The following is a 25,670-nucleotide window of genomic DNA, read 5'->3' on the forward strand; positions in this document are numbered from 1 at the left end:
TGACGGTCACGTGACGCGCCCGTCGCCCGAGGGTTGGTACTACGACTCCCGGCGGCAGGCCGTCACAAATAGCGGTACAGTGTGATTATCGATACAGGCATTTTCTACAAATTTCTGTTTTTGGCCGATCCCACCGACCGGCCCTCACTCGAGAGGATAATGATGCTGAAGAAGACCGTACCGACGCTGATCGTTGCCGCCCTGACTGCCCTGGGCGCCGTGCAGCTGGCCCACGCCCAGAAGAACTACACGGATGGCGGCGATCTCTACAGCGGCAGCCACACCAAGAACAAGGCGAATCCGAACCAGAATCCGGCCAAGTCCGGCAAGTTCGATCCGTACACCGATGGCGCGAAGAAATCGACGCGCGCCGACCTGGCCCCGAACAAGAAGGCCGACCCGTACACCGATGGCGCCAAGTCCGGCAAGCCGGATCCTTACCTGGACGGTGCGAAGAGCGGCAAGCCCGATCCGTACCTGGACGGCGCCAAGTCCGGCAAGGCCGATCCGTACACCGACGGCGCCAAGAAGCAGTAAATCCCGCACCCAGACAGTCGGCGGCCAGGGCACACCGGGCTTGCTTTCACTGTCAGCGCCTCAAGGCCCCTGCCGTCGCGCGGGGGCTTTTTTCATTCGGGCAGCGCCGCCTGCCGCCCTTGCGCACATCAGACGTCAGACACCCCGCCTGCCCTGCAGCGTCAAGCGGCAACGCAGCCGCCTCAGCCAAAAGATTGACTAGGACATACCCGACCTGTCACGCAAATGTCCCAACATTGCTGATAGTGTTCGTCCCTAACGATTTTCAATGAAGAGCGACCGGCCCGATCGAGAGGCAGGCGCCAGCCGTCCGGGCCGGCCAAGCACCGGCCCAAGAAGTGTCCAGGCGGCAAGAAAACCCTGTTATGGGAGACCTGAGCAAATGCAGCCCAAAGCACTCGAAATCCACGAGCCTGTCGTGTTCTCGCTTGTCGATGCGGTCACCGCGTGGCAAAGCGCCCTGGAACAGACGCTGAGCGTCTCCGGGCTGACCTATCCAAAATGGCTGTTGTTGCGCGGCATCCAGTCCGGTGATTTCACGCGCGGCCAGCCATGCCAGGGCGCGATCTTCCTCGACGTGCCCCAGACCGAGCGACTGTTGCGCGAACTCCATGCCGATGGCTGGCTGGAGTTTCCGAGCGATGGCACGCCGCAGATCGCCTTCGAAGCCTGTTCGCGCCTGGAACGCGCGGCGCTGGCCGTGCGGGCGCTGCACTCGGTCTCGATCTCGCATCTGGCGCCGGCGGAACGCACCGCGTTGACCAGTCTGCTGCATCGCATGACCGCCACGCTGGACCATCACGCCGAACGCCACAGCCGCCAGGCCGCCCGCAACACCGCCGAGTTATCGCTGGTGGTGGCCGAGCACGCCAGCCGCACCGCACAACACGCGCTGGCCGCCTGACCCGCACCAGGGCTTCGGCCCTGCGCCCACCGGTCACGACCCTGACGCCCCGCCCCTGCGGGGCGTCGTCGTTTTGTGGCCCCGGCCTCGTAAATCTTTCCTACAGTGTGAGCATGCACCGGCACACCACCGAGAACAGCGAGGAGAGGCCATGCCCCCCGAGAACGAAGAAAAGGTTGCGCAACTGCTCGATGATCTGGTTGCATTCGCGCGTGAACGCCTGCCCGCCGCCACGTTTGCCATCGTCGAGCCATTGTTCCGGCATTACTACGACCTGGCCGATGCCGAAGACCTGCTGGCGCGCGACGTCGCCGATCTGTACGGCGCCGTGATGGCGCACTGGCAGACGGCCCAGAAATTCGTCTCGGGTGCCGCGCGGCTGCGCGTGTACAACCCCAACCTGGAAGAACACGGCTGGCATTCCGACCACACGATCGTCGAGATCGTGAACGACGACATGCCGTTCCTGGTGGATTCCGTGACGATGGAGATCAACCGTCACGGCCTGACCCTGCATTCGGCCATCCATCCGGTATTCCGCGTCTGCCGCGACGCGCGCGGGGCGATCGAGAGCATCGGCCTGGGCGGCACCGAAGCCAGCACCGATCGCTGCCGGCTCGAATCGTTCATCCATTTCGAAGTGGACCGCACCGGAGAGTCCACCCGGCTCGATGCGCTGCGCGTGGGCATCGGCGCCGCGCTTGGCGATGTGCGCGCAGCCGTGGAAGACTGGCCGCGCATGCGCCAGATCGCCCAGGAAACCGTGGCCGGCATGGCCCACGCGGCCGATGCCGGCACGCCGGAGTCAGCGGAGGCGCGGGCGTTCCTGGAATGGATGCTCGACGACCATTTCACATTCCTGGGCCAGCGCGACTATGAACTGGTGTCGCGCGACGGCCAGTACTTCCTGCGCGGCGTGGCGGGCTCCGGCGCGGGCATCCTGCGCGAGGCGCTGCGCGACCCGGGCACTGACGATGTCACACCCCTGCCGCCCGCCGCACGCGCCATCATCGAAGGCGCATCGCCGATCTTCATCACCAAGGCCAACTCGCGGTCCACGGTACACCGGCCGGGCTATCTCGACTACGTGGGCGTGAAGCTGCTCGACGCCAATGGCAACCTGTTCGGCGAACGCCGCTACGTGGGCCTGTACACGTCCACGGCCTACATGGTCAGCACCAGCGAGATTCCGCTGGTGCGCCGCAAGTGCGCCAATATCCTGCAGCGGGCCGGCTTCCTGACCAAGGGCCACCTGTACAAGTCGCTGGTGACGATCCTGGAGCAGTATCCGCGCGACGAACTGTTCCAGGCCGACGAGGACGAACTGTTCGACATCACGCTGGGCATCCTGCGCCTGCAGGAACACCAGCGCACGCGGCTGTTCGTGCGGCGCGACCGCTTCGACCGCTTTATCTCGTGCCTGGTCTTCGTGCCGCGCGACAAGTACAACACCGACCTGCGCCAGCGCATCCAGAAGCTGCTGGTGCAGTCGTTCAACGGCACCAGTTGCGAGTTCAGCCCGCAGCTGTCGGAATCGCCGCTCGCACGCATCCAGCTGACGGTGCGCGGCCAACCGGGCACGATGCCCGAGGTGGACACGCGCGAGCTTGAAGAAAAGATCGTGCAGGCCACGCGCCGCTGGCAGGACGATCTGGCGCAGGCGCTGCACGACAGCCGTGGCGAGGAACAGGGCAACCGGCTGCTGCGCCGCTACGGCGACTCGTTCCCGGCCGGCTTTCGCGAGGACTACGCGGCCCGCACCGCAGTGCGCGATATCGAACTGATGGAACATGCGCGCCAGCATCCCAGCAAGCTGGCGATGAACCTGTACCGGCCGATCGAGGCCCCATCGGGCGCGTTCCGCTTCAAGGTGTACCGCGCCGGCGAACCCATCGCGCTGTCGCTGAGCCTGCCGATGCTGGAACACCTGGGCGTGCGCGTGGACGAAGAGCGCCCCTACCTGATCGAGCCCGATGGCTGCGAGCCGGTGTGGATTCACGACTTCGGACTGGAAATCGTGGCCGACCCCGACGGCAAGCCGCTGGACATCGACATCGAGAAAATCAAGCCGCTGTTCGAGGACGCCTTCGCGCGCGCCTGGAATGGCGAGATCGAGAACGACGACTTCAACCGGCTGGTGCTGCGCGCGGGCCTGGCCGCGCGCGACGTGACCATCCTGCGCGCCTACACCAAGTACCTGCGCCAGGTCGGCTCCACGTTCAGCAATGCGTATATCGAACGGGCGCTGACGGCCAATCCCAACATCGCGGCGATGCTGGTGTCGCTGTTCCTGGCGCGCTTCGACCCGGCCACGGCGGCCGCGCCCGCACCAGATCACGCGGAGAAGACCGACGACCCGCGCACCCGCAAGTGGCTGGCCGATATCGATGCCGCGCTCGACCAGGTGCCCAACCTGGACGAGGACCGCATCCTGCGGCTGTTCCTGAACCTGATCGACGCCACGGTGCGCACCAACTATTTCCATCGCGGCGCGGACGGGCAGGCGCGCCCGTACGTGTCGTTCAAGTTCAATCCGGCGCTGGTGCAGGGCCTGCCCGAACCGCGCCCGATGTTCGAGATCTGGGTCTACTCGCCACGCGTCGAAGGCGTGCACCTGCGCGGCGGGCGCGTGGCACGCGGCGGCCTGCGCTGGTCGGACCGCCGCGAGGACTTCCGCACCGAGGTGCTGGGCCTGATGAAGGCCCAGATGGTCAAGAACACCGTGATCGTTCCGGTAGGCTCCAAGGGCGGCTTCGTGGTCAAGCGTCCGCCGCCGGCCACCGATCGCGATGCCTTCCTGGCCGAAGGCGTGGCCTGCTACCAGACCTTCCTGCGCGGCCTGCTGGACCTGACCGACAACCTGGTATCGGGCCAGCTGGTGCCGCCGCCGGATGTGGTGCGTCACGACGAGAACGACCCCTACCTGGTGGTGGCCGCCGACAAGGGCACGGCCACGTTCTCCGACTACGCCAACGCCATTTCGGCCGAATACGGCTTCTGGCTCGACGACGCCTTCGCGTCGGGCGGCTCGGTCGGGTATGACCACAAGAAGATGGGCATCACGGCGCGCGGCGCGTGGGAAAGCGTCAAGCGGCACTTCCGTGAAATGGGCGTGGATATCCAGAGCACGCCGTTCACCGTGGTGGGCGTGGGCGATATGTCCGGCGATGTGTTCGGCAACGGCATGCTGCTGTCGCCCCATATCAGGCTGCTGGCCGCGTTCGACCATCGGCATATCTTCCTGGATCCGGACCCCGATTGCGCGAAGGCCCTGGCCGAGCGCCAGCGCCTGTTCGACCTGCCGCGCTCCAGCTGGGCCGACTACGACACCTCGCTGATTTCGGCCGGCGGCGGTGTGTTTCCGCGTACGGCCAAGACGATTCCGCTGTCGCCGCAGGTGCAGGCCGCGCTGGGCATCCAGGCGTCCGCGCTGTCGCCGAACGAGCTGATGCACGCGATCCTGACCGCGCCGGTGGACCTGCTCTACAACGGCGGCATCGGCACCTACGTCAAGGCCAGCACCGAGACGCACCTGCAGGCCGGCGACCGGTCCAACGACGCGATCCGCGTGAACGGCAACGAACTGCGTTGCAAGGTGGTGGGCGAAGGCGGCAACCTGGGCTTCACGCAACTGGGCCGCATCGAGTTCGCGCGCAACGGCGGCCGCATCAATACCGACGCCATCGACAACTCGGCCGGCGTCGATTGCTCGGACCACGAGGTCAACATCAAGATCCTGCTCGGGCTGGTCGTCGCCGATGGCGAGATGACCGGGAAGCAGCGCAACAAGCTGCTGGCCGAGATGACCGACGAGGTGGGCCTGCTGGTGCTGCAGGACAACTACTACCAGACCCAGGCGCTGTCGGTGGCGGGGCGCGAGGCGCCGACGCTGATCGATGCGGAGGGCCGGCTGATTCGCTGGCTGGAACGCGCGGGCCGCCTCAACCGTCCGCTCGAATTCCTGCCGTCCGACACCGACATCGCCGAACGCAAGTCGCTGGGCCAGGGCCTGACATCGCCCGAGCGCGCGGTACTGCTGGCCTACAGCAAGATGTGGCTCTACGACGAGCTGCTGGTGTCCGACCTGCCCGAAGATGCACTGGTGGCTGGCCTGCTCGTCGACTACTTCCCGAAGCCGCTGCAGCAGCAGCATGCCGCGACCATGCAGCGGCACCCGCTGCGGCGCGAGATCCTGGCCACGCACCTGACCAACATGCTGGTGAACCGCATCGGCGCCACCTTCGTCCATCGGCTGATGGAAGAGACCGACGCCCGGCCCGCCGACATCGTGCGCGCCTGCCTGCTGGCGCGCGACGTATTCGGGCTGACCGGGCTGTGGGAACGCATCGACGCTCTCGACAACCGCGTGGACGATGCCATCCAGGCGCGCATGTTCGGCGCGCTGGGCCGGCTGCTGGAACGCGCGACGCTATGGTTCGTGCGCTACCTCCGGGGCGGTGGCACGGTCGAGCCGGGTGCCACGCGATTCATGGAGGCCGCGCAGTGGCTGACGCCGCAACTGGCGACGCTGCTGCCGCCCGAGACGTCGCAGGCCATGGCCGATGCAGCCCTGTCGCTGACCGAGGCCGGTGTCGACGACGACCTGGCCCTGCGTGTGGCCGCCAGCGACAACGCTGCCGCCGCGCTCGACATTGCCGAGGTGGCCGGGGCTTGCCACCGCAGCCTGGCGGCGGTGGCGGCAGTCTACTTCGCACTCGACACCGAACTCAACTTCGGCTGGCTGCGCGAACGCGCGCTGTCGCTGCCGGCCGATACGCACTGGGACCTGCTCGCGCGCACAACCACGCTGGAAGACCTGGGCCGGCTCAAGCGCGCACTGACCACCAGCGTACTGGCCCAGGCACAGGACAGCGACGATGCGGCGGCAATGATCCACACCTGGCGCGGCAGCCGTCAGGTGGCCCTGGACCGCTACGCGCAGATGCTGACCGACCAGCGCGCGTCGGGTGTGTCGGGCGCGGCGGCCCTGTCGATGCTGTCGGTGGCGGTCAGGGAGATCGGCCTGCTGGAACGCGCCTGACGCCGGTGCACGCGTTGACCGCACTGCAAGCAAAACGGCCCGCACTGGGCGGGCCGAAGGATGTGGTGGGATCAAACAGTCGTATGACGTGAAGCATCCGGTGCTGCGCGTCAGTCGTCGTCGATCACGTCGTCGTCGTCCATGTCACGCAGCGGCGGCGCGTCGTCGCCGTCATCGGTCAGATCATCGTCCGCCCCGTCGCCACGCGCGCGGAATTCGAGCCCCAGGCGCAGGAACAGGTCGAACGCATCGGCCAGCATATGCTTCTGGCGCGGCAGCAGGCTCGCATACGGCATGTCGTAAATCGACTGATGCGTGCCGCGCGCACCCTTGAGGCCGCGGTCTCGTGCGATGTCAGACAGCAGCGCGGCAAAGCCCGAGAGATCCTGCGCGGCCAGCGCGGTGTTCAGCACCCTGGCAATGACCTGAGGGGATGCACCCGCCCATCCAATGACTTCGGCATTGGAGGCGGCATCGTGAGAGATATCGCTAATGTCCATGATTGTCTTAACGGTACGAGACCGCGCCGGCTTGAGGTGACATCGCTATCGTGGATGACGGTGCCCCTTTTGCGCGACGGAATCAGTGCCGTTTTCCGCGGTGAGGCGCCGGCCTGGACGGACGCTCCGTCGCCGTTGCGGCGGGAGCCCGAGGAACCTGGCGGTATCTTGGCGCGCCGTCCGGCCCATCGCGGGCCTCCAGGTGATTGCGCGCGCCACACAGCGGGCAGCGAAACAGCGGGCCCTGCCCTTCGTTCCGGATCTCCACCTCGTCGGGCGACCACTGCGCGCCGCAAGGCTGGTTCTGGCAGACAAACATCATGAACTCCAAATGAAGCGAGTCATCGTATCACGCAGGCTCCACGCATCACACCGCGCGTCTGCATGATTCACGCCCCACGTCGGCGGGATGGCGTGACTGCCCTAGCCATTGTTCTGCACCCAGTGGCGTGCCCATGCCCCCGCTGCGAGCCGCGCTTCGGCCGCGCTCAGGAACGTGGCCGGCGGACCGCCTGCTTCCTGCACCACCGCCCCGGCTTCCCAGATATCGCACCACGCGCGATAACGCTCCGGCGCCAGGGCCTGCCAGAACAGATGCACGACAAACCCACGGTACTCGAACATGTCGGACCCACCGTCGGTCTGATGCGACGCGGCCACCGAAGGTACCGGCCTGACAGGGGGCCCCGCCGGCGCTCCGGCATCATCGGCGTCGGCCGCGCCAGACGTTCCGGCCGGCAACCTGTCGCGTCGCGCGCGTTGAACGCCGAGCCATGCACATATGCCCGCCGTGATGGCCCCCGTCAGCAACCCCGCGGCAAACCAGCACGTCCTGCTTTCCCTTTCCAACATCCGCAGCCTCCCGCTTCGAGACGTTTCTCCGATGTCGAGAGACGCCGGAAGATCGGAGGTTCCTGCACTTCAGGTTATACCAATCTGGCGATGGGGCAGCGATGGATGGGCCATGGACGTGCGCCGGCCACGTCGCGATGTCGGGGAAGCAAGACTTTTCTGAATCGGGCGCCGGCCACGAAAATTGAGAATCAGGCACGTGCGGCCGCGAGGCAACGCCGCTATACTACTGTATGTTTATACAGTATTCGATCCGCCGCACCGACGACCCTCATGCCCGCCTACCAAGCCGCCTCGATCCTGCTGGAAGCCCATTACTTCGGCGACGACGCCGAGCTGCTGCGCCTGCCTTGTGACCGCGTCACCGTGCACGGCGGCGCCATTGTTGTCGACGGTCTGGAAACCCGGATCCTGCGCGGGTTGCGCTGGACACCCGACTACCTGTCGTTCGAGGCCGGCGGCGACCATCATCGTTATCCGGTCAGCCGGCCGGCGGTGGTGGGGCCGCAGGCCGCACGCTTCGCGCTGCTGTAGGTCGGCGGGCTCGTGCCTACCCTGGCGCATCAGCGCCGCAGGCCCACGCCGCCTACATAGCTCGCCCAACTACCAATCATGTGCCCGATACGTAGCAACGGGTTGAACTTGGCCATACGGTGGCCCGCCAGATATCCGGCGCGGCCAATCGCTTCACATCGCGCCTTAGAACGAGGCGCGCGGTGCATCGGACACCCCGCATTGCCGCGCGCCGCATCGGCCCACGTGGCCGCCTGCCCCCCTTCCAGACGAAGGAAAGGCCGGCCGATGGATGCCGTACAGCACATGCCAGCCATGGCTGCTACCGCGCCGCCGCCCGCAGCGCAAACGTCAGCGTCGTACCGCCCTGCCGGTCCACCAGCTTCACCTGGCTGCCATTCAGCTGCAGCATGCGCTGCACGATCAGCAAGCCCAGGCCGCCGCCCCGATGCGCGCCGCCTGACGGAAACGGCCGCTGGAAGATCGACTCGCGCAGCGCCGGCGGAATGCCCGGCCCCGTATCGCTGACCGTGACCGCCACCCTGCCGTCCTGGCTGGCCAGGTCGATCTCGACCGTACCGCCGGCCGGCGTGTGCCGGATCGCGTTGTCCAGCAGGTTGGTCAGCACGCGTTCGATCATGCCGAGGTCGGCCGACACGGCCGGCAACGCGGGGGGCACCCCGGCGCGCAGTTGCAAATGCTTGGCCTCGGCAGGCAAGGCAAATTTTTCGAGCACGTCCTGCGTCAGGTCAACCATCGAGAAGTCCTCGGGCACGGCCTGCACCATGCCATGCTCCAGCCGCGCCAGTTCGAACAGCGCCTGGGCCAGTCCGCCGACCTTGGCGCTCTGCGCCAGCGCAATCGCCAGATAGCGTTGGCGTTCGTCCGCGCTCAGGCTGTCGGCCTTGACCGACAAGGTTTCCAGGTAGCCGTGCAACGACGTCAGCGGCGTGCGCAGGTCGTGCGAGATGTTGGCCACCATCTCGCGCCGTTCCTGGTCCTGCTGCTTGAGCGCGCGCCACTGGCTGTCGATGCGGTCCGACATCTGGCGAAACGCCGATTCGAGCGCCGCCATCTCGTCGCGTGGCACGGGCTCTGCCGGCGTCGCCTGCGGGTCGCCGGCGGTGTAGGCATCGCCGGAATCGAACTGCCGGATCTCGTTGGTCAGCCGGCGCAGCGGCCGCGTGATCAGCGCAAACGCCACCAGGCCGGCGATCAGGCCCAGCGAGGCCACCAGCGCCATCGACCATAGCGTGGTGCGCATGACCGAATCCTGCGACGCCCGCGCGGCAAGCCGGTCGTGCGTCTCGCCCATCAGCACCACATAGATATAGCCGCCCTGCCGCAACGGCGCGGCGCTGAACACCTTGCGCCCGGACGCGCTGCGCGGATCGTCGCCCAGGATCGGCAGCGCGCCGCCGTCGATCAGCTTCTTCACCGGCGCCAGATCGACCCGATCGCGGATCAGGTGGCCGCTGGGCGCATCGTGGCCGCGAATATGGCCCTGGTCGTCCAGCAGATAGACCTCGACGCTGGGGTTCACCACCATCAACTGGCCGAACAGCTGGCGCAGCGCCTGCGGCGCGATGGCACTCTGGTCCTCCAGCAGGGCATTGCGCGCGATGTAGGCGGCCAGGCCGCGCGACAGGCTCTGGATCACCTCTTTCTCGTGCATCGCGTTGGCGCGCACCTGCAGCCAGGCCGACGCGCCGCAGCAGGCCAGCAGCAGCGCCGCGAACACGGCCGACAGGCGCTGGGTCAGCGACAGGTTCACGATGGCTCCCCTTCGGTCCCCTTGTCTTCCACCTCGCCCATGGGCGCGGCAGCCGGGTCGGCCACGAACCGGTAGCCCCGACGCCAGACCGTCAGGATGCGCATCGGGCGCGCCGGATCGGCCTCGATCTTGGTGCGCAGCCGGTTGATATGCGTGTTCACGGTGTGTTCGTAGCCTTCGTGCTGATAGCCCCAGACCGCGTTGAGCAGGTCCATGCGCGAGAAAACCTTGTCGGGATGGCGTGCGAAGAAGTACAGCAGGTCGAACTCGCGCGGCGTGAGATCGAGCCGCCGGCCGTCGACCGAAGCCTGGCGCGCCAGCGGGTCGATGGCCAGGCCAGCCAGTTCCAGGCTACCGGCGTCGGCGCGCACATCGCGGGCCATCGCCTCCACGCGCCGCAGCAGCGCCTTGACGCGCGCTACCAGCTCCAGCACCGAGAACGGCTTGGCCAGGTAGTCGTCGGCGCCCAGTTCCAGTCCCAGGATGCGGTGCACCTCGCTGGAACGCGCGCTGGTGATGATGATCGGCGTGTAGCGCGTCATCGCACGCGCCCGCCGGCAGATTTCCAGCCCATCCACGCCGGGCAGCATCAGGTCCAGCACCAGCGCGTCCCAGCCGCCCTGCTCCAGCAGGCGAAGGCCTTCGGCGCCGTCGGCACTGTGTACGACCTCGTAGCGTTCGTCGCGCAGATGCATGGCCAGCACGTTGGCAATGCCGGCATCGTCTTCGACCAGCAGGATCCGTTTCGGGTGTTCCATGTTGTACCGGGTGGGCAGGGGCTGCGGGAAAGCTCGGGAAATCGGGAATGTGTCGCTATTGTGCAGAAATCCGCCTGAGGCAGTTATCACGAATTGTTTAAGGTTCGGCGAGGACTCCGATACGCCCGGTTGCCTACCATCCGATCACCCCTTCCTGAGCACGGAGTCCACCATGCGCATCACCCGACGCTTTCTGCTGTCCGGCGGCACCCTGACTGCCGCGGTGGCCGCCCTGGGCGGCTGGCGGCTGCTGGCGGGCCCGACCAGCGCCGGCACCGCCCCGCAGGCCCCCGAGAAATTCGAAGTGACCATGAGCGATGCCGACTGGCGCAAGAAGCTGACCGCCGCCCAGTACAACGTGCTGCGGCAGGAAGGCACGGAACGGCCGTTCAGCAGTCCGCTCAACGACGAGCACCGCAAGGGCCTGTTCGCCTGCGCGGGCTGCCAGCTCGACCTGTTCGCGTCGAATACCAAGTTCGACAGCGGCACCGGCTGGCCCAGCTTCTGGGCGCCGCTGGCCAATGCGGTGGGCACCACCCAGGACGTGACGTTCGGGATGATCCGCACCGCGGTGCATTGCCGCCGCTGCGGCGGTCACCTGGGCCATGTATTCGATGACGGACCCAAGCCCACCGGTCTGCGCTATTGCATGAACGGCGTAGCAATGACCTTCCGGCCGGCTGCCGCCTGACCTTGACCCGCGGGCACCGCGACATTCCCCAGCCACCGACCACGAGCACCACGCCATGCTGCTGCTGATACTTGCCTACCTGGGCGGGGTCCTGACGATCCTGAGCCCCTGCATCCTGCCTGTCCTCCCGTTCGTATTCGCGCGGGCCGACCAGCCGTTCGTGCGCAGCGGCCTGCCCCTGCTGGCCGGCATGGGTATCACGTTCGCCGGCGTGGCCACGCTGGCCGCCGTGGGCGGCGGCTGGGTAGCGCAGGCCAATGAACTTGGCCGCTGGCTGGCCATCGCGATGCTGGCCGTGTTCGGCGTGACGCTGCTGCTGCCGAGCCTTGCCGAACGGCTGACCCAGCCGCTGGTACGTGCCGGCAGCCGCCTGACCAGCTTCGCCCAGGCCGACGGACGCCCGGCCAGCCCGGCGTCGTCGTTCCTGCTCGGCATCGCCACGGGCCTGCTCTGGGCGCCCTGCGCGGGCCCGATCCTGGGCCTGGTGCTGACGGGCGCAGCACTGCAGGGCGCCAGCATCGGCACCACCCTGCTGTTGCTCGCCTATGCCGCCGGCGCCGCCACGTCGTTGGCGGTGGCGCTACTGGTAGGCGGCCGCGTGTTCGCCGCCATGAAACGGTCGCTGGGCGCGGGCGAATGGATCCGGCGCGGCATCGGCGCCGCCATGCTCGTGGGCGTGGCCGCCATCGCGCTCGGGCTCGATACTGGCATCCTCACGCGTATTTCCACGGTAGCCACCGGCGGCCTGGAGCAGCGGCTGGTCGATGCCTTCGCCGGCCGCAAGGACGCCGGCGGCGGCGGCGGCGGCGGCGGCGGCGGCGGCGGCGGCGGCGGCGGCGGCGGCGGCGGCGGCGGCGGCGCGATGATGATGCAGGCCAAGCCACAGGCGATGGCGCAGAACAGTATGGCGATGTCGGCCAGGCCCGAGGCATCCGGTGGGTCGATGATGATGCGCGCGGCGGCCGACCATGCATCGAACCTGCCGGTCGAAGGCAAGTTTCCCGGTGTCGATGGCGCGGTGGCGTGGCTGAATTCGCCGCCCCTGACGGCAGACGCCCTGCGAGGCAAGGTGGTACTGGTCGATTTCTGGACGTATTCGTGCATCAACTGCCTGCGCTCGCTGCCGTACGTGAAGGCGTGGGCGGACAAGTATCGCGACCAGGGGCTGGTGGTGATCGGCGTGCATGCGCCCGAGTTCGCGTTCGAGCGCAATATCGACAACGTCCGCAAGGCGACGAAGGACCTGGGCGTGACCTACCCGGTCGCGATCGACAACAACTACGCCATCTGGCGCGCCTTCCACAACAACTACTGGCCGGCGCACTACTTCATCGACGCCCAGGGACGCGTGCGCTTCCACCACTTCGGCGAAGGCGAATACGACCAGTCCGAGCAGGTCATCCGCGAGCTGCTGGCCGAGGCCGGCCACGGCGATGTGGGCAAGATGGCTGCTGTCGGTGCGGGCGCGGCGGAAGGGACGGTACAGGGCATGGCATCGGGCGTGGAGTTGGCCGCCGACGCCCGCGCCGTGCAGTCGCCGGAAACCTACGTCGGCTACGCACGGGCCGAGAATTTCGCCTCGCCCGGCGGTGCCCGGCAAGACGCCACGAAGGACTACAGCGCGCCCGTCCAGCCTGCGCTGAACCAGTGGGGCCTGGCCGGCCAGTGGAATATCGGCGACGAGCACGCCTCGCTGGTGAAGCCCGATGGGCGCATCGTCTACCGCTTCCACGCCCGCGATCTGCATCTGGTGCTGGGCCCCGGCCGCGACGGCAAGCCGGCGCGTTTCCGTGTGACGATCGATGGCCAGTCGCCAGGGGCATCGCACGGCACGGACGTGGCCGCCGACGGCACCGGCACGGTCACGGACCAGCGCCTTTACCAGTTGGTGCGGCAAGACGGGACGATACGCGACCGCACCTTTGCCATCGAGTTTCTGGACCCCGGCGTGCAGGCCTACGCGTTCACGTTCGGCTGAGGCCGTAGCCAGGACCGGTTCAAGCCATCCACACTGATTTCGACAGCGAAAGGAACATCACCATGACCGCCATCACCACGCTGCAACGCTGGACCCGCCCTACCACGCTCAAGATGATGGGGCTCGCCTTCGTCGCGGCCATCGCCACCACCTACCGGGTACCCGCCCTGTCGGCCGAGGACGCAGTGAAGGTTCCGGCCCCCACCGTCGACGAAAAACCGGGCACCAGCCATTCCGCCACGGCGGTCTTCGCCGGCGGCTGCTTCTGGGGCGTGCAAGGCGTGTTCCAGCATGTACGTGGCGTAACGCTGGTCACATCCGGTTACGCGGGGGGCGCGGCCAATACGGCGCAGTACGAAAAAGTGGGCACCGGCAATACCGGACACGCCGAGTCCGTGGAAGTCCGCTACGACCCCACGCAAATTACCTACGGCAAGCTGCTGCAGGTCTTTTTCTCGGTCGCCCATAATCCGACGCAACTGAACTACCAGGGGCCGGACCACGGCACGCAATACCGCTCCGCCATTTTCCCGCTTACACCGGAGCAGAAATCGATTGCCGAAGCCTATATTGCGCAGTTGGGCACCAGCAGGGCCTGGCCGTCGCCGATCGTGACGCGCGTGGAGCCCAACAAGCCGTTCTATGCCGCCGAGAGCTACCACCAGGATTATCTGGCCCGGAACCCGCGCGACATGTATATCGTCTTCAACGACCTGCCGAAGATCGGCAACCTGAAGAAGATGTTCCCGGACCTCTATCGGAACGATCCGGTGCTGGTATCGAAAGCGCAGTGAGGGAGCCCGGCAGGTTCACCCGAACACCCCGACCGCCGCGCTCAGGATCCACCCCGCGGCCACGCAGGCACCTACCCATCCACAACCAATCAGTAAGACGTCACGCCAGGTCATCACTAATAAACGCGGCCGCACGATAAACCGCCATCGTGCGGCATTCCATGAGTTCGATGAATGGGGTTAAGGCTAGACCATCACGGACACAGAACAATGTCTGAGATGTAAGGAAATTTTGCGGTGATCCCGCCCTGACCAGTTCGCCTGGCATATCGCCAGGGCAATCACTGAATCGGAAAAGACAAAGCCCGCGTAACCAATCGATTACGCGGGCTTCCATTTTTTTTGGTCGGGGCGAGAGGATTTGAACCTCCGACCACCTGCACCCCATGCAGGTACGCTACCAGGCTGCGCTACGCCCCGAAGAAGAACGAGATTATATCAGAGCCGACAGTAATGGCTAGTGGTTTGCAGTTAATTTATTCATGCTTCGCGATCTGCTTCAGTTGCGCCAGCAGATGCTGGACTTCCACCAGGTCGCCGCGCAGCGTGTTCAGGTCGACCGACAGCATCGGCGGTTGCACTGCGGCGTCGGATTTGGCTTCGACCGCTTCGTCCGGCATGGCAGCGGCGACGCCATGATGACGCCCTTCGTCCAGCCGGTTGCGCGCACCGTTGATCGTGAAGCCTTGCTCGTAGAGCAGTTCGCGAATCCGTCGGATCAGCAGGACTTCATGGTGCTGGTAATAGCGGCGGTTGCCGCGCCGCTTCACGGGCTTGAGCTGCGTGAACTCCTGCTCCCAATAGCGCAGGACGTGCGGCTTGACGGCGCAAAGCTCGCTGACTTCACCGATCGTGAAATAGCGTTTTGCGGGAATCGGCGGCAGCGCGACGCGCTCGCTGGATTTTTCCGTCATGCGATGGAGAAGCTGATGTCAGCCCCGTCAGGGGCGAGACGCGGTTGGCGCGACGCGCGCGCAGCATTGCAGGATACAGACAGCCGCCGCCCCGGGCAATCCAACCGATGTGGCAAATTGATACAGATGTCTGTGCGCCGCGACGGTCATCGTTCGACAGGCGGCTGACACGCGGGGCGTCAGGTCCTGCCGCGTCGTCAGCCCGGAAGCGCCACGTCGGCGCGTTCCTCGACCAGGCTCTTGAGCTTCTGGCTTGCGTGGAACGTCACCACACGGCGGGCGGTGATCGGAATGATCTCGCCCGTCTTGGGGTTGCGGCCGGGACGTTGGGCCTTGTCGCGCAACTGGAAGTTGCCGAAGCCGGACAGCTTCACGCTGTCGCCCTTTTCCAGGGCTTCACGAATCACGTCGAAGAAAGCCTCGACCATATCCTTCGATTCGCGCTTGTTCAGGCCGACCTGGTCGAACAGCATTTCTGCGAGTTCGGCCTTGGTCAGGGTAGGCACCTCGGTAGCGCGGGCTTCCGGCGATGCATCGTCGAAGGAGGCAGCATGCCGGTCGCTTGCCTCGCCCAGGTCTGCAGCATTCATGGAAATCGCGTCTCGATCGTTCATCCTTGATCGCTCTCTTGAATCTGTCTGGCGATCCGCCCGGGAGCTGTGCCCGGGCGCTCCAACTGCGATGGTGGTTTAACCGCGCAGACGGGCTTCGAAGCCCGCTGTCAGCGCGTCGACCATGCAACGCACCGCGCTGTCGACTGTCTCGTCCTGGAGGGTCGCCCCAGTATCTTGCAACGTTACCCGGAAGGCAAGACTTTTCTCGTCGGCACCAATTGACGCCGACGCCGCCTTGGGACGGAACTCGTCGAACAGCACCAGGCTCTGGACAAAGTGGCCAGAGCCGGCCTTGTCCAGCGCCGCGCGCATGGCATCGATCATGTCCTGCACGCGCACCTGCTGCTTGACCACCACGGCCAGGTCACGCACGGCCGCCGGGAACTTGGAGATTTCCGTGTACACCGGCAGGCCCACGTCGCGCAGCGCGTCGAGCTCCAGCTCGAACACGACCGGCGCGTTGGTCAGCTCGTACTCCTGCAGCCAGCGCGGGTGAATTTCACCCACCACGCCCACGGACTTGCCGCCGACGATCACGCGCGCGGCGCGGCCCGGGTGCAGCGCGGGATGCGCCACCGGCTCGAAGCGCGGCGTGCGCGGATGGAACAGCGCCTCCACATCACCCTTGATGTCGAAGAAGTCCACCGGGCGCGTTGCCACACCCCATTGCCCCTCGAATGCCGGGCCGTAGGCGATGCCCGCCGCCATCATCGGCTGGCGATAGCCGGCCACGGTCAGGCCGCCGTCGGCCACGCTGGCGTCGCGGTGGAACACGCGGCCCACCTCGAACAGGCGCACGCGCGCCGCCTTGCGGTTGAGGTTGTAGCGCACCTTGTCGACCAGGCCACCGATCAGCGTCGAACGCATCACGGCCAGCTGGCTAGCGATCGGGTTCAACAGGCGGATCGGGTTGTCATTGGCGGCAAAGTCGCGCTCCCACTGCTCTTCCACGAAGGCGAAGTTGATCACTTCGTTGAAGTCGCGCGCGGCCAGCGCGTGGCGCACCACGTGCTGCGAGCGGCGGCCTTCGTTGGTCGGGCGCATTTCGCTTTCGGCGATCGGCGGACGGGCCACGATACGCTCGAAGCCGTAGATCCGCGCCACTTCCTCGATCAGGTCTTCCTCGATCTCGATGTCGAAGCGATAGCTCGGCGGCGTGACCTCGAACACCTCGCCATCCGCGCCCTGCGAACGCGTGAACGGCAGGTTCAGGCGCTGGAACACATCGGCGATCTCAGCCGGCGACAGTTCGATACCCAACACGCGCTCGGCGCGCGCCACGCGAAGGGCCACCGGCTTGCGCTGCGGCAGGTTGACGATCTGGTCGTCCACCGGGCCGGCCTGGCCGCCGCAGATATCAAGAATCAGCGCACTGATGCGTTCGATGTGCTCCACTGTGGTGGCGTAGTCCACGCCACGCTCGAAGCGATGCGCGGCATCGGTCGAGAAGTTGTAGCGGCGCGCGCGACCCTGGATGGCATTGGGCCACCAGAACGCGGCTTCCAGATAGATGTTCGTGGTGTCCAGCGACACGGCGGTGCTGTCGCCGCCCATGATGCCCGCCAGGCTTTCGATTTCCTTGTCGTCGGAGATCACGCCAACCTGCTCGTCCACCTCGACGGTGTTGCCGTTCAGCAGCTTGAGCTGTTCGCCCTTGCGGCCCCAGCGCACGTCCAGCCCGCCGTGGATCTTGTCCAGGTCGAACACGTGCGACGGTCGGCCGAGTTCGAGCATCACGTAGTTCGAGATATCGACCAGTGCCGAGATGCTGCGCTGACCCGAACGCTCCAGGCGCTGCACCATCCAGGCCGGCGTGGCCGCCCGGGCGTTCACGCCGCGGATGATACGGCCCGAGAAACGGCCACACAGGTCGGGCGCCGAGATCCTGACCGGCAGCTTGTCCTGCAGCGTCACGGCCACCGGCGACATGTCCGGCAGCGTCAGCGCGGCACCGGTCAGCGCCGACACCTCGCGCGCCACGCCGTGGATCGACAGGCAGTCCGCCTTGTTTGGCGTCAGCTTGATCGTGAAGACCTGGTCGTCAAGGTCCAGGTACTGGCGGATGTCCTGGCCCACCGGCGCGTCGTCCGGCAGCACCAGCAGGCCGCCGTGATCTTCCGACAGCTTCAGTTCGCGGGCCGAGCACAGCATGCCGAAGCTGTCCACGCCGCGGAGCTTGCCCACCTTGATCTCGAACGGCTTGCCGCCGTCTTCGGCAGGCGGCAGCACGGCGCCCACCAGCGCACATGGCACCTTGATGCCCGGCTTCACGTTGGGCGCGCCGCAAACGATCTGCAGCGTCTCGCCGGTGCCGACGTCCACCTGGCAAACGTTCAGGCGGTCGGCATTGGGATGGCGTTCGGTCGCCAGCACGCTGGCCACCACGATCTTGTTGAACGGCGGCGCAACCGGGCCGACCTCTTCCACTTCGAGGCCGGCCATGGTCAGGCTGTGGGACAGCGCGTCGGTCGAGATCTTTTCAGGATTGGCGAATGTGCGAAGCCAGGATTCCGAGAATTGCATGGCGCTTCTGATCCGGTAGGTATTCTGTGATGTCTTTGACGATATGCGGGCAGCGGCCTGCGACGATCAGGCGAACTGGCGCAGGAAGCGCACGTCGCCCTCGAAGAACAGGCGCAGGTCATTGATGCCGTAGCGCAGCATCGTCAGGCGCTCCAGCCCGGAGCCGAACGCGAAGCCGATATAACGCTCGGGGTCGAGGCCCATGTTGCGCAGCACGTTCGGGTGAACCTGGCCCGAGCCGGAAATTTCCAGCCACTTGCCATTGCCAAAGGCCATGTCGATTTCGGCCGACGGCTCGGTGAACGGGAAGTACGAGGGGCGGAAGCGCACCTGGATGTCGTCGCGCTCGAAGAACTTGCGCAGGAAATCGGTGTACACGCCCTTGAGGTCGGCAAAGCTGACATCCTCGCTGATCCACAGGCCTTCCACCTGGTTGAACATCGGCGAGTGCGTGGCGTCGCTGTCCACGCGATAGGTGCGGCCCGGGCAGATCACCTTGATCGGCGGCATCGGCTTGCCGGCGTACTTCTGCACGTGCATGCGGGCGTAGCGCACCTGCATCGGGCTGGTATGGGTACGCAGCAGCAGAAGCTTGTCGTCGCTGTCGCGGCCGTCCACATAGAACGTGTCCTGCATCGAACGTGCCGGATGGTTGTCCGGGTTGTTCAGCGCGGTGAAGTTCATCCAGTCGGTTTCGATCTCGGGGCCGTCGGCCACGTCGAAGCCGATCGAGCCGAAGATCTGCTCGACACGCTCCCACGTACGCATCACGGGGTGCACGCTGCCGCGCGCCACGGCGCGGCCCGGCAGCGTCACGTCGATGGCCTCGGCGGCCAGGCGCGCGTTCATCAGCGCATCGGCCAGCGCCTGGCGGCGCACCTGCAGCGCGCCCTCCACCTGCTGCTTGACCTGGTTGATGCGGGCGCCCTCGGTCTTGCGGGCTTCCGGGTCCAGCTTGCCGAGGCCCTTGAGCAGTTCGGTCAGTGCGCCGGTCTTGCCCAGGAAGCGGGCCTTCTCGTTTTCCAGCGTGGCGTTGTCGTTGGCGGCGGCGAAGGCGGCCTGTGCGTCGGCGACGATTTGATCCAGATCCAGGGACATGACGGCTATACGTGGACGGTACGTGGATGGTGCATAGGAAGGATAGGCACTGCCGCCGGGCGCGATACGCGGTACACGGTAGGTCGCACGCGGCGATGCCTTGTCATTTCGGATGCCGTCCCGGCTGGGGAAGTCTCCATTCGGCATGGCATTCGAAATGAAAACGGGGCTCGGTGAGGAGCCCCGTTTCAGCAGACCTTGCGGTCGGTGCTTGCCCGGAAGCGCATTACGCGCTTCCCGAACGGCCATCAGGCAACGGAGGCTTTCACCTGGTTGACGATGGCGGCAAAGGCAGGCTTGTCATGGATGGCCATGTCCGACAGCACCTTGCGGTCCAGTTCAATCGAAGCCTTCTTCAGGCCGTTCATGAACACGCTGTAGGTCATGCCATGCTCACGCGTCGCGGCATTGATACGTGCAATCCACAGAGCGCGGAACACGCGCTTCTTGTTGCGACGATCGCGGTACGCGTACTGACCAGCACGCATGACCGCCTGCTTGGCGATACGGTAGACATTATTGCGACGGCCGCGGTAACCCTTGGCAGCGTCGATAACCTTCTTGTGACGGGCCCGTGCAGTGACCCCACGCTTTACTCGAGGCATGTAATACTCCTTTCGTTATCGGTTGGGGTTATGCGTAAGGCATCATCGCGCGAACGGACTTCAGGTTCGTCTCATGGACGTCCTGGGTGCCGCGCAGTTGACGCTTGTTCTTGGTGGTCTTCTTCGTCAGGATGTGACGCTTGAAGGCCTGGCCACGCTTGAACGAACCGTTCGGGCGCGCCGTAAAGCGCTTGGAGGCGCTTTTCTTGGTCTTCATCTTAGGCATGAATAACTCCAGCTCTATGACATGCATGCAGGTGGATGACTGACGCCATCACTTGCAAAACCCGCATCCACTTGTTTTTGTACGCGGCACCGGGGTGCAAACCCCGTACACCACGCACGGTTTCCGCGCAGGGCGACGCCGGGATACCCCCGGCATCCCGGCCGTCGCCCCACACAGGAATTACTTCTTCTTCTTGGGAGCCAGCACCATCACCATCTGGCGACCTTCCATCTTCGGCATCTGCTCGACCTGACCCAGCTCTTCCAGGTCAGCCTTCAGACGCTCGAGCATGCGCGCGCCGATTTCCTGGTGGGCCATCTCACGACCGCGGAAACGCAGCGTGATCTTGGTCTTATCCCCATCCTCCAGGAAGCGTCGCAGGTTGCGCAGCTTGACGTTGTAGTCGCCATCATCCGTGCCAGGACGGAATTTCACTTCCTTGACCTGGATGATCTTCTGCTTAAGCTTGGCCTCGTGGGCGCGCTTGGCTTCCTCGTACTTGAACTTGCCGTAGTCCATGATGCGGGCCACGGGAGGAGCCGCGTTAGGCGCGATCTCCACCAGATCCAAGTCCTTGTCCTCGGCCATGCGCAGTGCGTCCATGAACTTGACGATGCCGAGCTGCTCGTTATCAACCCCTACCAGGCGCAGCTCAGGCGCGCTGATTTCCCGGTTGATACGGTGACCTTTGTCTGTAGCGATGTTCCGTTACCTCAAGAAGACAAAAAAACAAGCCGTGCTTCACACCCTCAGGCTTTGCTGGCAACGTCGTTCTGAAGACGTTCCACAAAGGCGGAAACGGGCATGACACCCAGATCCACATTGCCACGGGCACGCACGGCCACTTGATTGGCGTCCCGCTCCTTGTCGCCCACCACTAGCAGGTAGGGAATCTTCTGGAGCGAGTGCTCGCGGATTTTATACGTAATTTTCTCGTTACGCAAATCCGCCTTGGCCCTAAACCCTTGTTTTTGCAAGAGTTGCACGACGTTTTCGGCATATTCCGCCTGGGATTCGGCGATATTCATTACGACCACCTGCTCCGGAGCCAGCCAGGCGGGCAGCGCACCCGCATGGTTTTCCAGCAGGATGCCGAGGAATCGCTCGAACGAACCCAGGATGGCACGGTGCAGCATGACCGGGCGCTTCCGGCCGTTGTCATCCGCCACGTACTCGGCGCCCAGGCGCTCCGGCAGCACCAGGTCGAGCTGCAGCGTACCGCACTGCCACGAACGGCCGATCGCATCCTTGATGTGGTATTCCACCTTCGGACCATAGAAGGCGCCCTCGCCCGGCAGTTCCTCCCACTCCACGCCGCAGGCGCGCAGCGCCAGGCGCAGGCCGTCTTCGGCGTGATCCCAGACGGCATCCGAGCCGGCGCGCTTTTCCGGGCGCAGCGACAGCTTGACCTTGACGTCCTTGAAGCCGAAATCGTCATACACCGAAAACGCCAGCTCGTTGAACGCCTTGGCTTCCTCGACGATCTGCTCTTCCGTGCAGAAGATATGTGCATCATCCTGCACGAAACCACGCACGCGCATCAGGCCATGCAACGCACCCGACGGTTCATTGCGGTGGCATGAGCCGAATTCGGCAAAACGCAACGGCAGGTCGCGGTACGAACGCAGGCCGTGGTTGAAGATCTGGACATGTCCCGGGCAGTTCATCGGCTTGATCGCGTAGTCGCGCTTTTCCGACTCCGTGACGAACATGTTTTCCTTGTAGTTCTCCCAGTGGCCCGACTTCTCCCAGAGAGAACGATCCATCACTTGCGGCGTCCGGACTTCCTGATAACCGGCTTCCGTCAGGCGGCCGCGCATGTACTGCTCGACGGCCTGCCAGACGCTCCAGCCCTTCGGGTGCCAGAACACCATGCCCGGCGCTTCCTCTTGCAGGTGGAACAGGTCCAGCGTCTTGCCCAGGCGGCGGTGGTCGCGCTTCTCGGCCTCCTCCAGCATCGTCAGGTACGCTTCCTGATCTTCCTTTCTGGCCCAGGCCGTGCCGTAGATGCGCTGGAGCATCTCGTTGTTCGAGTCGCCACGCCAATAGGCGCCGGCCACCTTCATCAACTTGAAGACCTTGAGCTTGCCCGTCGACGGCACGTGCGGGCCACGGCACAGATCGACGAAGCTGCCTTCGCGATACAGGCCGATTTCCTGGTCGGCCGGAATCGACGCGATGATCTCGGCCTTGTACTTCTCGCCCATCGACTCGAACAGCGCCACCGCCTCGTCGCGGTTCCACACTTCGCGCGTGACTTTCTCGTCCTTGCGGGCCAGCTCCGTCATCTTCTTCTCGATGGCGGCCAGATCCTCGGGCGTAAAAGGACGCTTGTAGGAAAAGTCGTAGTAGAAGCCGTTCTCGATGACCGGACCGATCGTCACCTGCGCATCGGGGAACAGCTCCTTGACGGCGTAGGCCAGCAAGTGGGCCGTCGAATGGCGGATCACGTCGACGCCGTCGGCGTCCTTGTCCGTGACGATGGCCAGGGAGGCATCCTGGTCGATCGTGTAGCTCGTATCGACCATGCGACCATCGACCTTGCCGGCGAGCGCGGCCTTGGCCAGGCCCGAGCCGATGCTCTGCGCCACTTCAGCCACCGTGACGGGGCCGGGGTACTCGCGACGGGAACCGTCCGGCAGCGTGATTGCGATCATCATTGCACCTCTTGTGGATTCCACCGCGCCGGCGTCTGGGCACCAGGGCGGGCGGACAAAGCAACTTTTTGTGGCGCCAGGCCGCCAGATGCGGCGCACGCGCGCATCGGACAACACCGGCAACGGAAATCTCTCGGGCTGACCCGCGCCCAAATTCAGGCGACGCGGCAGCTTAGCAGCACACTGGCAAACGACAGACGAAAAAAAACGCGGCCAAGGCCGCGTTTTTCTGTATTTCCCCGCATCCTGCACGGGTCGAAGGCGCACCTCGACTACTGTCGCTAACCAGCGGTAGTAGTTCGAGTTGTCATGTTCATGGTGCGCTTCCGGCGTTGTACTGCATGTTCGTTGGTAGGCTCGATTGGACTCGAACCAACGACCCCCACCATGTCAAGGTGGTGCTCTAACCAGCTGAGCTACGAGCCTAGCGAAGCGCAGAGTATAACCTTATTTTCGCCGGGAGTGCAACACCCCCTGCACTTCCTCGATCAGTTGAAGCGCGCGCTGCAACTGCGTGGCCTCGGACACTTCCGCCGTAAACTGCATGCGCGCCACGCCCTTGCTCGACAGCGTCTTCACGCCGGTCACGTTGATCTTCTCCCGTGACAGCACTTCGGAGATATCGCGCAGCAGGCCCTGGCGATCCACCGCTTCCACCTGGATGTCCACCGGATACACCGCGTCGCTGCGCTTGCCCCACTCCGTCTGGATCACGCGCTCGGGCGCCCGTGCCGACAGTTGCAGGAACGTGCTGCAGTTGCGGCGATGGATCGACACCCCACGGCCGCGGGTGACAAACCCGACGATTTCGTCAGGCGGCGCCGGCTTGCAGCAACGCGACATCTGCGTCATCAGCGAATCGACGCCCACCACCAGCACGCCGCTCTTGGCGCCGCGCGCCACGCTCGTGGCGCGGCTCTTCTTGGTGACGGCCTCTTCCTCGTTGAACTGCGGCTGGGCGTCACCTTCCGGATGACGTAGCGCATGCTCCACATGCCGCAGGCTGAACTCTTCCTTCGCCACGGCCGCATAGAGATCGTCGGTCGATTTGAAGTTCAGCCGCGTGGCCAGATCGTCGAGATTGACGGCCGTCTTGCCCTCGCGCTGCAGCGTCTTTTCGATCAGCGCCCGGCCCTGCGCCAGCGTTTCCTGCGAATCGAGCGCGTTGAACCAGGCCCGCACCTTCGACCGCGCGCGATTGCTCGCCAGATAGCCAAGCTCGGGGTTCAGCCAGTCCCGCGACGGGCCGCCCTGCTTCACCGCCACGATCTCCACGGTCTGCCCGTTCTTGAGCGGCGTGTTCAGCGGCACCATCGATCCGTCCACGCGCGCCCCGCGGCACCGGTGCCCAAGATCGCTGTGCAGGTAATAGGCAAAGTCCACCGGCGTCGCGCCCTGGGGCAGCGCCACCACGCGCGCCTGTGGCGTCAGCACATAGATATGGTCGTCGATGGCGGCATGCTTGAGCTGCTCCCACGGCGAATCCTCGTGCGCGACGGTGTGGTCGGCCTCGTCCTTCCAGGCCAGCAGCTGCCGCAGCCAGGCGATCTTTTCGTCGTAGGTATTGTCGGCCGCAAACTGGCCGCTGTAGCCCTTGCCGCCGGCCTCCTTGTAGCGCCAGTGCGCGGCCACGCCGTACTCGGCGAAATGATGCATCTCCTGCGTGCGGATCTGCACTTCGAACGCGCGCCCGTCGTCGCCGATGACCACGGTATGCAGCGACTTGTAGCCGTTCGCTTTCGGCCGCGAGATATAGTCGTCGAACTCCCGCGGAATCGGCTGCCAGATATGGTGGACGATCCCCAGGACGGTGTAGCAGTCCTTGATGTCGTCGACGATCACACGGAACGCGCGCACATCGTACAGATCGGCAAAATCGAGTTCCTTGCCGCGCATCTTCTTCCAGATGCTGTAGATGTGCTTGGGGCGGCCCGTCACCTCCGCGCGGATGCCGGCCGAGGCCAGCTCCGACTGCAGGCGCGCGATGGCCTGCGCGATATAGCCCTCGCGCTCGATGCGCTTCTCGTCCAGCAGCTTCGCGATGCGCTTGTAGGTATCGGGCTGCTCGAAGCGGAACGCCAGGTCTTCAAGCTCCCACTTCACCTGCCAGATTCCCAGCCGGTTGGCCAGCGGCGCGTAGATGTCCAGCGTCTCGCGCGCCACGCCGGCCAGCGGCGGCGTCTTGGTCTGCGCAAGCCAGCGCAGCGTCTGCAGGCGCGACGCCAGCCGCACCAGCACCACGCGGATATCCTGCGCAAACGCCAGCAGCATCTTGCGCAACGCCTCGACCTGCTCGTGACGCGCGGCCACCTGCGATTTCGACGCTTCCGACACGTCCGCCTGCGTCACTGCGATGGCGCCGATGCGCAGCAGCTGGCGCACCCCCTTCACGAGGCGTACCACCTCCTCGCCAAATCTGGGTTCGATCTGGGCCTCGGCGTCGGGCACGAAGGCCGCCGCTGCGAACAGGCAGGCCGCGGCCCGCGCGGCATCGTCCACCCGCAGGCCGTCGAGGATGCGCAGCATCCCTTCGGCGTGCGACAGCACGCTCTCGCCGGTCGGCAACAGCACGGGGTTCTCGCCGTCCGCCACCTCGCGCACAAAGGCCAGGGCGCGTTCGACGAGCCCGGCATCCGGAATGCCTGCGGTCTGGCCCGTCAGCTCCGTTGACGTCACCATGTCACAACGCCT

General features: G+C 65.4%; 21 protein-coding genes and 2 tRNA genes. 7 read left to right on the forward strand and 16 right to left on the reverse strand.

What is annotated here, in order from left to right; genetic code table 11:
- The first annotated feature begins 162 nt into the window (after positions 1 to 162).
- The 3 genes from BLQ58_RS07445 to BLQ58_RS07455 all read left to right on the forward strand — a co-directional run bounded on the left by BLQ58_RS07445 (position 163) and on the right by BLQ58_RS07455 (position 6,482).
- A complete protein-coding gene (locus BLQ58_RS07445) occupies positions 163 to 537 on the forward strand; it encodes a hypothetical protein (RefSeq protein ID WP_066738921.1) in 375 nt (124 codons plus the stop codon).
- 382 nt (positions 538 to 919) lie between these two features.
- On the forward strand, positions 920 to 1,441 hold the full coding sequence (locus BLQ58_RS07450) for a MarR family transcriptional regulator (RefSeq protein WP_092595839.1): 522 nt from the start codon (positions 920 to 922) through the stop codon (positions 1,439 to 1,441).
- Between the two features lie 151 nt (positions 1,442 to 1,592).
- Positions 1,593 to 6,482 (forward strand): NAD-glutamate dehydrogenase, encoded by a 4,890-nt coding sequence (locus BLQ58_RS07455; protein WP_092595841.1) that lies wholly within the window; start codon positions 1,593 to 1,595, stop codon positions 6,480 to 6,482.
- Positions 6,483 to 6,592: 110 nt separating this feature from the next.
- Here BLQ58_RS07455 and BLQ58_RS07460 read toward each other — a convergent pair whose 3' ends face one another.
- The 3 genes from BLQ58_RS07460 to BLQ58_RS29415 all read right to left on the reverse strand — a co-directional run bounded on the left by BLQ58_RS07460 (position 6,593) and on the right by BLQ58_RS29415 (position 7,642).
- Complete coding sequence (locus BLQ58_RS07460; RefSeq protein WP_092595843.1) at positions 6,593 to 6,982, reverse strand: hypothetical protein; 390 nt, start codon at positions 6,980 to 6,982, stop codon at positions 6,593 to 6,595.
- Between the two features lie 82 nt (positions 6,983 to 7,064).
- The gene (locus tag BLQ58_RS29725) at positions 7,065 to 7,301 is read right to left on the reverse strand and encodes a hypothetical protein (RefSeq protein ID WP_092595845.1); all 237 of its coding nucleotides are present in this window, start codon (positions 7,299 to 7,301) and stop codon (positions 7,065 to 7,067) included.
- Positions 7,302 to 7,405: 104 nt separating this feature from the next.
- A complete protein-coding gene (locus BLQ58_RS29415) occupies positions 7,406 to 7,642 on the reverse strand; it encodes a hypothetical protein (RefSeq protein ID WP_254775835.1) in 237 nt (78 codons plus the stop codon).
- Between the two features lie 465 nt (positions 7,643 to 8,107).
- Between BLQ58_RS29415 and BLQ58_RS07475 the strand changes: the two genes are divergently transcribed.
- Positions 8,108 to 8,368 (forward strand): hypothetical protein, encoded by a 261-nt coding sequence (locus BLQ58_RS07475; RefSeq protein ID WP_092595849.1) that lies wholly within the window; start codon positions 8,108 to 8,110, stop codon positions 8,366 to 8,368.
- A 301-nt stretch (positions 8,369 to 8,669) separates the two neighbouring features.
- Here BLQ58_RS07475 and BLQ58_RS07480 read toward each other — a convergent pair whose 3' ends face one another.
- The gene (locus BLQ58_RS07480; protein ID WP_092595851.1) at positions 8,670 to 10,121 is read right to left on the reverse strand and encodes a sensor histidine kinase; all 1,452 of its coding nucleotides are present in this window, start codon (positions 10,119 to 10,121) and stop codon (positions 8,670 to 8,672) included.
- Entirely contained in the window at positions 10,118 to 10,879 is a 762-nt protein-coding gene (locus tag BLQ58_RS07485) for a response regulator transcription factor (protein WP_092595853.1), read from the reverse strand. The genes BLQ58_RS07480 and BLQ58_RS07485 overlap by 4 nt, the downstream gene beginning before the upstream one ends.
- 172 nt (positions 10,880 to 11,051) lie before the next feature.
- Between BLQ58_RS07485 and msrB the strand changes: the two genes are divergently transcribed.
- From msrB to msrA, 3 genes are all read left to right on the forward strand, one after another.
- Positions 11,052 to 11,570 (forward strand): peptide-methionine (R)-S-oxide reductase MsrB, encoded by a 519-nt coding sequence (gene msrB / locus BLQ58_RS07490; protein WP_092595855.1) that lies wholly within the window; start codon positions 11,052 to 11,054, stop codon positions 11,568 to 11,570.
- 55 nt (positions 11,571 to 11,625) lie between these two features.
- On the forward strand, positions 11,626 to 13,548 hold the full coding sequence (locus BLQ58_RS07495; protein WP_092595857.1) for a cytochrome c biogenesis protein DipZ: 1,923 nt from the start codon (positions 11,626 to 11,628) through the stop codon (positions 13,546 to 13,548).
- Between the two features lie 62 nt (positions 13,549 to 13,610).
- Entirely contained in the window at positions 13,611 to 14,342 is a 732-nt protein-coding gene (msrA, locus tag BLQ58_RS07500; RefSeq protein WP_092595859.1) for a peptide-methionine (S)-S-oxide reductase MsrA, read from the forward strand.
- Positions 14,343 to 14,685: 343 nt separating this feature from the next.
- Here msrA and BLQ58_RS07505 read toward each other — a convergent pair.
- The 11 genes from BLQ58_RS07505 to BLQ58_RS07555 form a co-directional block, all read right to left on the reverse strand.
- Positions 14,686 to 14,762: transfer RNA gene (locus BLQ58_RS07505), tRNA-Pro, on the reverse strand.
- A 56-nt stretch (positions 14,763 to 14,818) separates the two neighbouring features.
- Complete coding sequence (locus tag BLQ58_RS07510) at positions 14,819 to 15,256, reverse strand: MerR family transcriptional regulator (RefSeq protein WP_092595861.1); 438 nt, start codon at positions 15,254 to 15,256, stop codon at positions 14,819 to 14,821.
- A gap of 197 nt (positions 15,257 to 15,453) precedes the next feature.
- Complete coding sequence (locus BLQ58_RS07515; RefSeq protein WP_066738541.1) at positions 15,454 to 15,870, reverse strand: integration host factor subunit alpha; 417 nt, start codon at positions 15,868 to 15,870, stop codon at positions 15,454 to 15,456.
- Between the two features lie 75 nt (positions 15,871 to 15,945).
- Positions 15,946 to 18,393: a phenylalanine--tRNA ligase subunit beta gene (pheT, locus tag BLQ58_RS07520; protein WP_092595863.1), complete on the reverse strand. Its 2,448-nt coding sequence runs from the start codon at positions 18,391 to 18,393 to the stop codon at positions 15,946 to 15,948.
- Positions 18,394 to 18,459: 66 nt separating this feature from the next.
- The gene (gene pheS / locus BLQ58_RS07525) at positions 18,460 to 19,485 is read right to left on the reverse strand and encodes a phenylalanine--tRNA ligase subunit alpha (protein ID WP_175459866.1); all 1,026 of its coding nucleotides are present in this window, start codon (positions 19,483 to 19,485) and stop codon (positions 18,460 to 18,462) included.
- Between the two features lie 254 nt (positions 19,486 to 19,739).
- Positions 19,740 to 20,096 carry a 50S ribosomal protein L20 gene (gene rplT, locus BLQ58_RS07530; protein WP_092595867.1) on the reverse strand — a complete coding sequence of 119 codons (357 nt, stop codon included), beginning with the start codon at positions 20,094 to 20,096 and terminating at the stop codon, positions 19,740 to 19,742.
- A gap of 28 nt (positions 20,097 to 20,124) precedes the next feature.
- Complete coding sequence (gene rpmI / locus BLQ58_RS07535; protein WP_006575466.1) at positions 20,125 to 20,322, reverse strand: 50S ribosomal protein L35; 198 nt, start codon at positions 20,320 to 20,322, stop codon at positions 20,125 to 20,127.
- Positions 20,323 to 20,502: 180 nt separating this feature from the next.
- Positions 20,503 to 21,024, reverse strand: a complete 522-nt coding sequence (gene infC, locus BLQ58_RS07540; RefSeq protein WP_092595869.1) for a translation initiation factor IF-3 — start codon at positions 21,022 to 21,024, stop codon at positions 20,503 to 20,505.
- Positions 21,025 to 21,071: 47 nt separating this feature from the next.
- Complete coding sequence (gene thrS, locus BLQ58_RS07545) at positions 21,072 to 22,979, reverse strand: threonine--tRNA ligase (protein ID WP_092596457.1); 1,908 nt, start codon at positions 22,977 to 22,979, stop codon at positions 21,072 to 21,074.
- Between the two features lie 349 nt (positions 22,980 to 23,328).
- Positions 23,329 to 23,405: transfer RNA gene (locus BLQ58_RS07550), tRNA-Val, on the reverse strand.
- 21 nt (positions 23,406 to 23,426) lie between these two features.
- A complete protein-coding gene (locus BLQ58_RS07555; protein WP_092595871.1) occupies positions 23,427 to 25,658 on the reverse strand; it encodes a RelA/SpoT family protein in 2,232 nt (743 codons plus the stop codon).
- Positions 25,659 to 25,670: the final 12 nt, after the last annotated feature.

This window comes from Ralstonia sp. 25mfcol4.1 (genome assembly GCF_900104095.1).
Taxonomy (GTDB): Bacteria; Pseudomonadota; Gammaproteobacteria; order Burkholderiales; family Burkholderiaceae; genus Cupriavidus.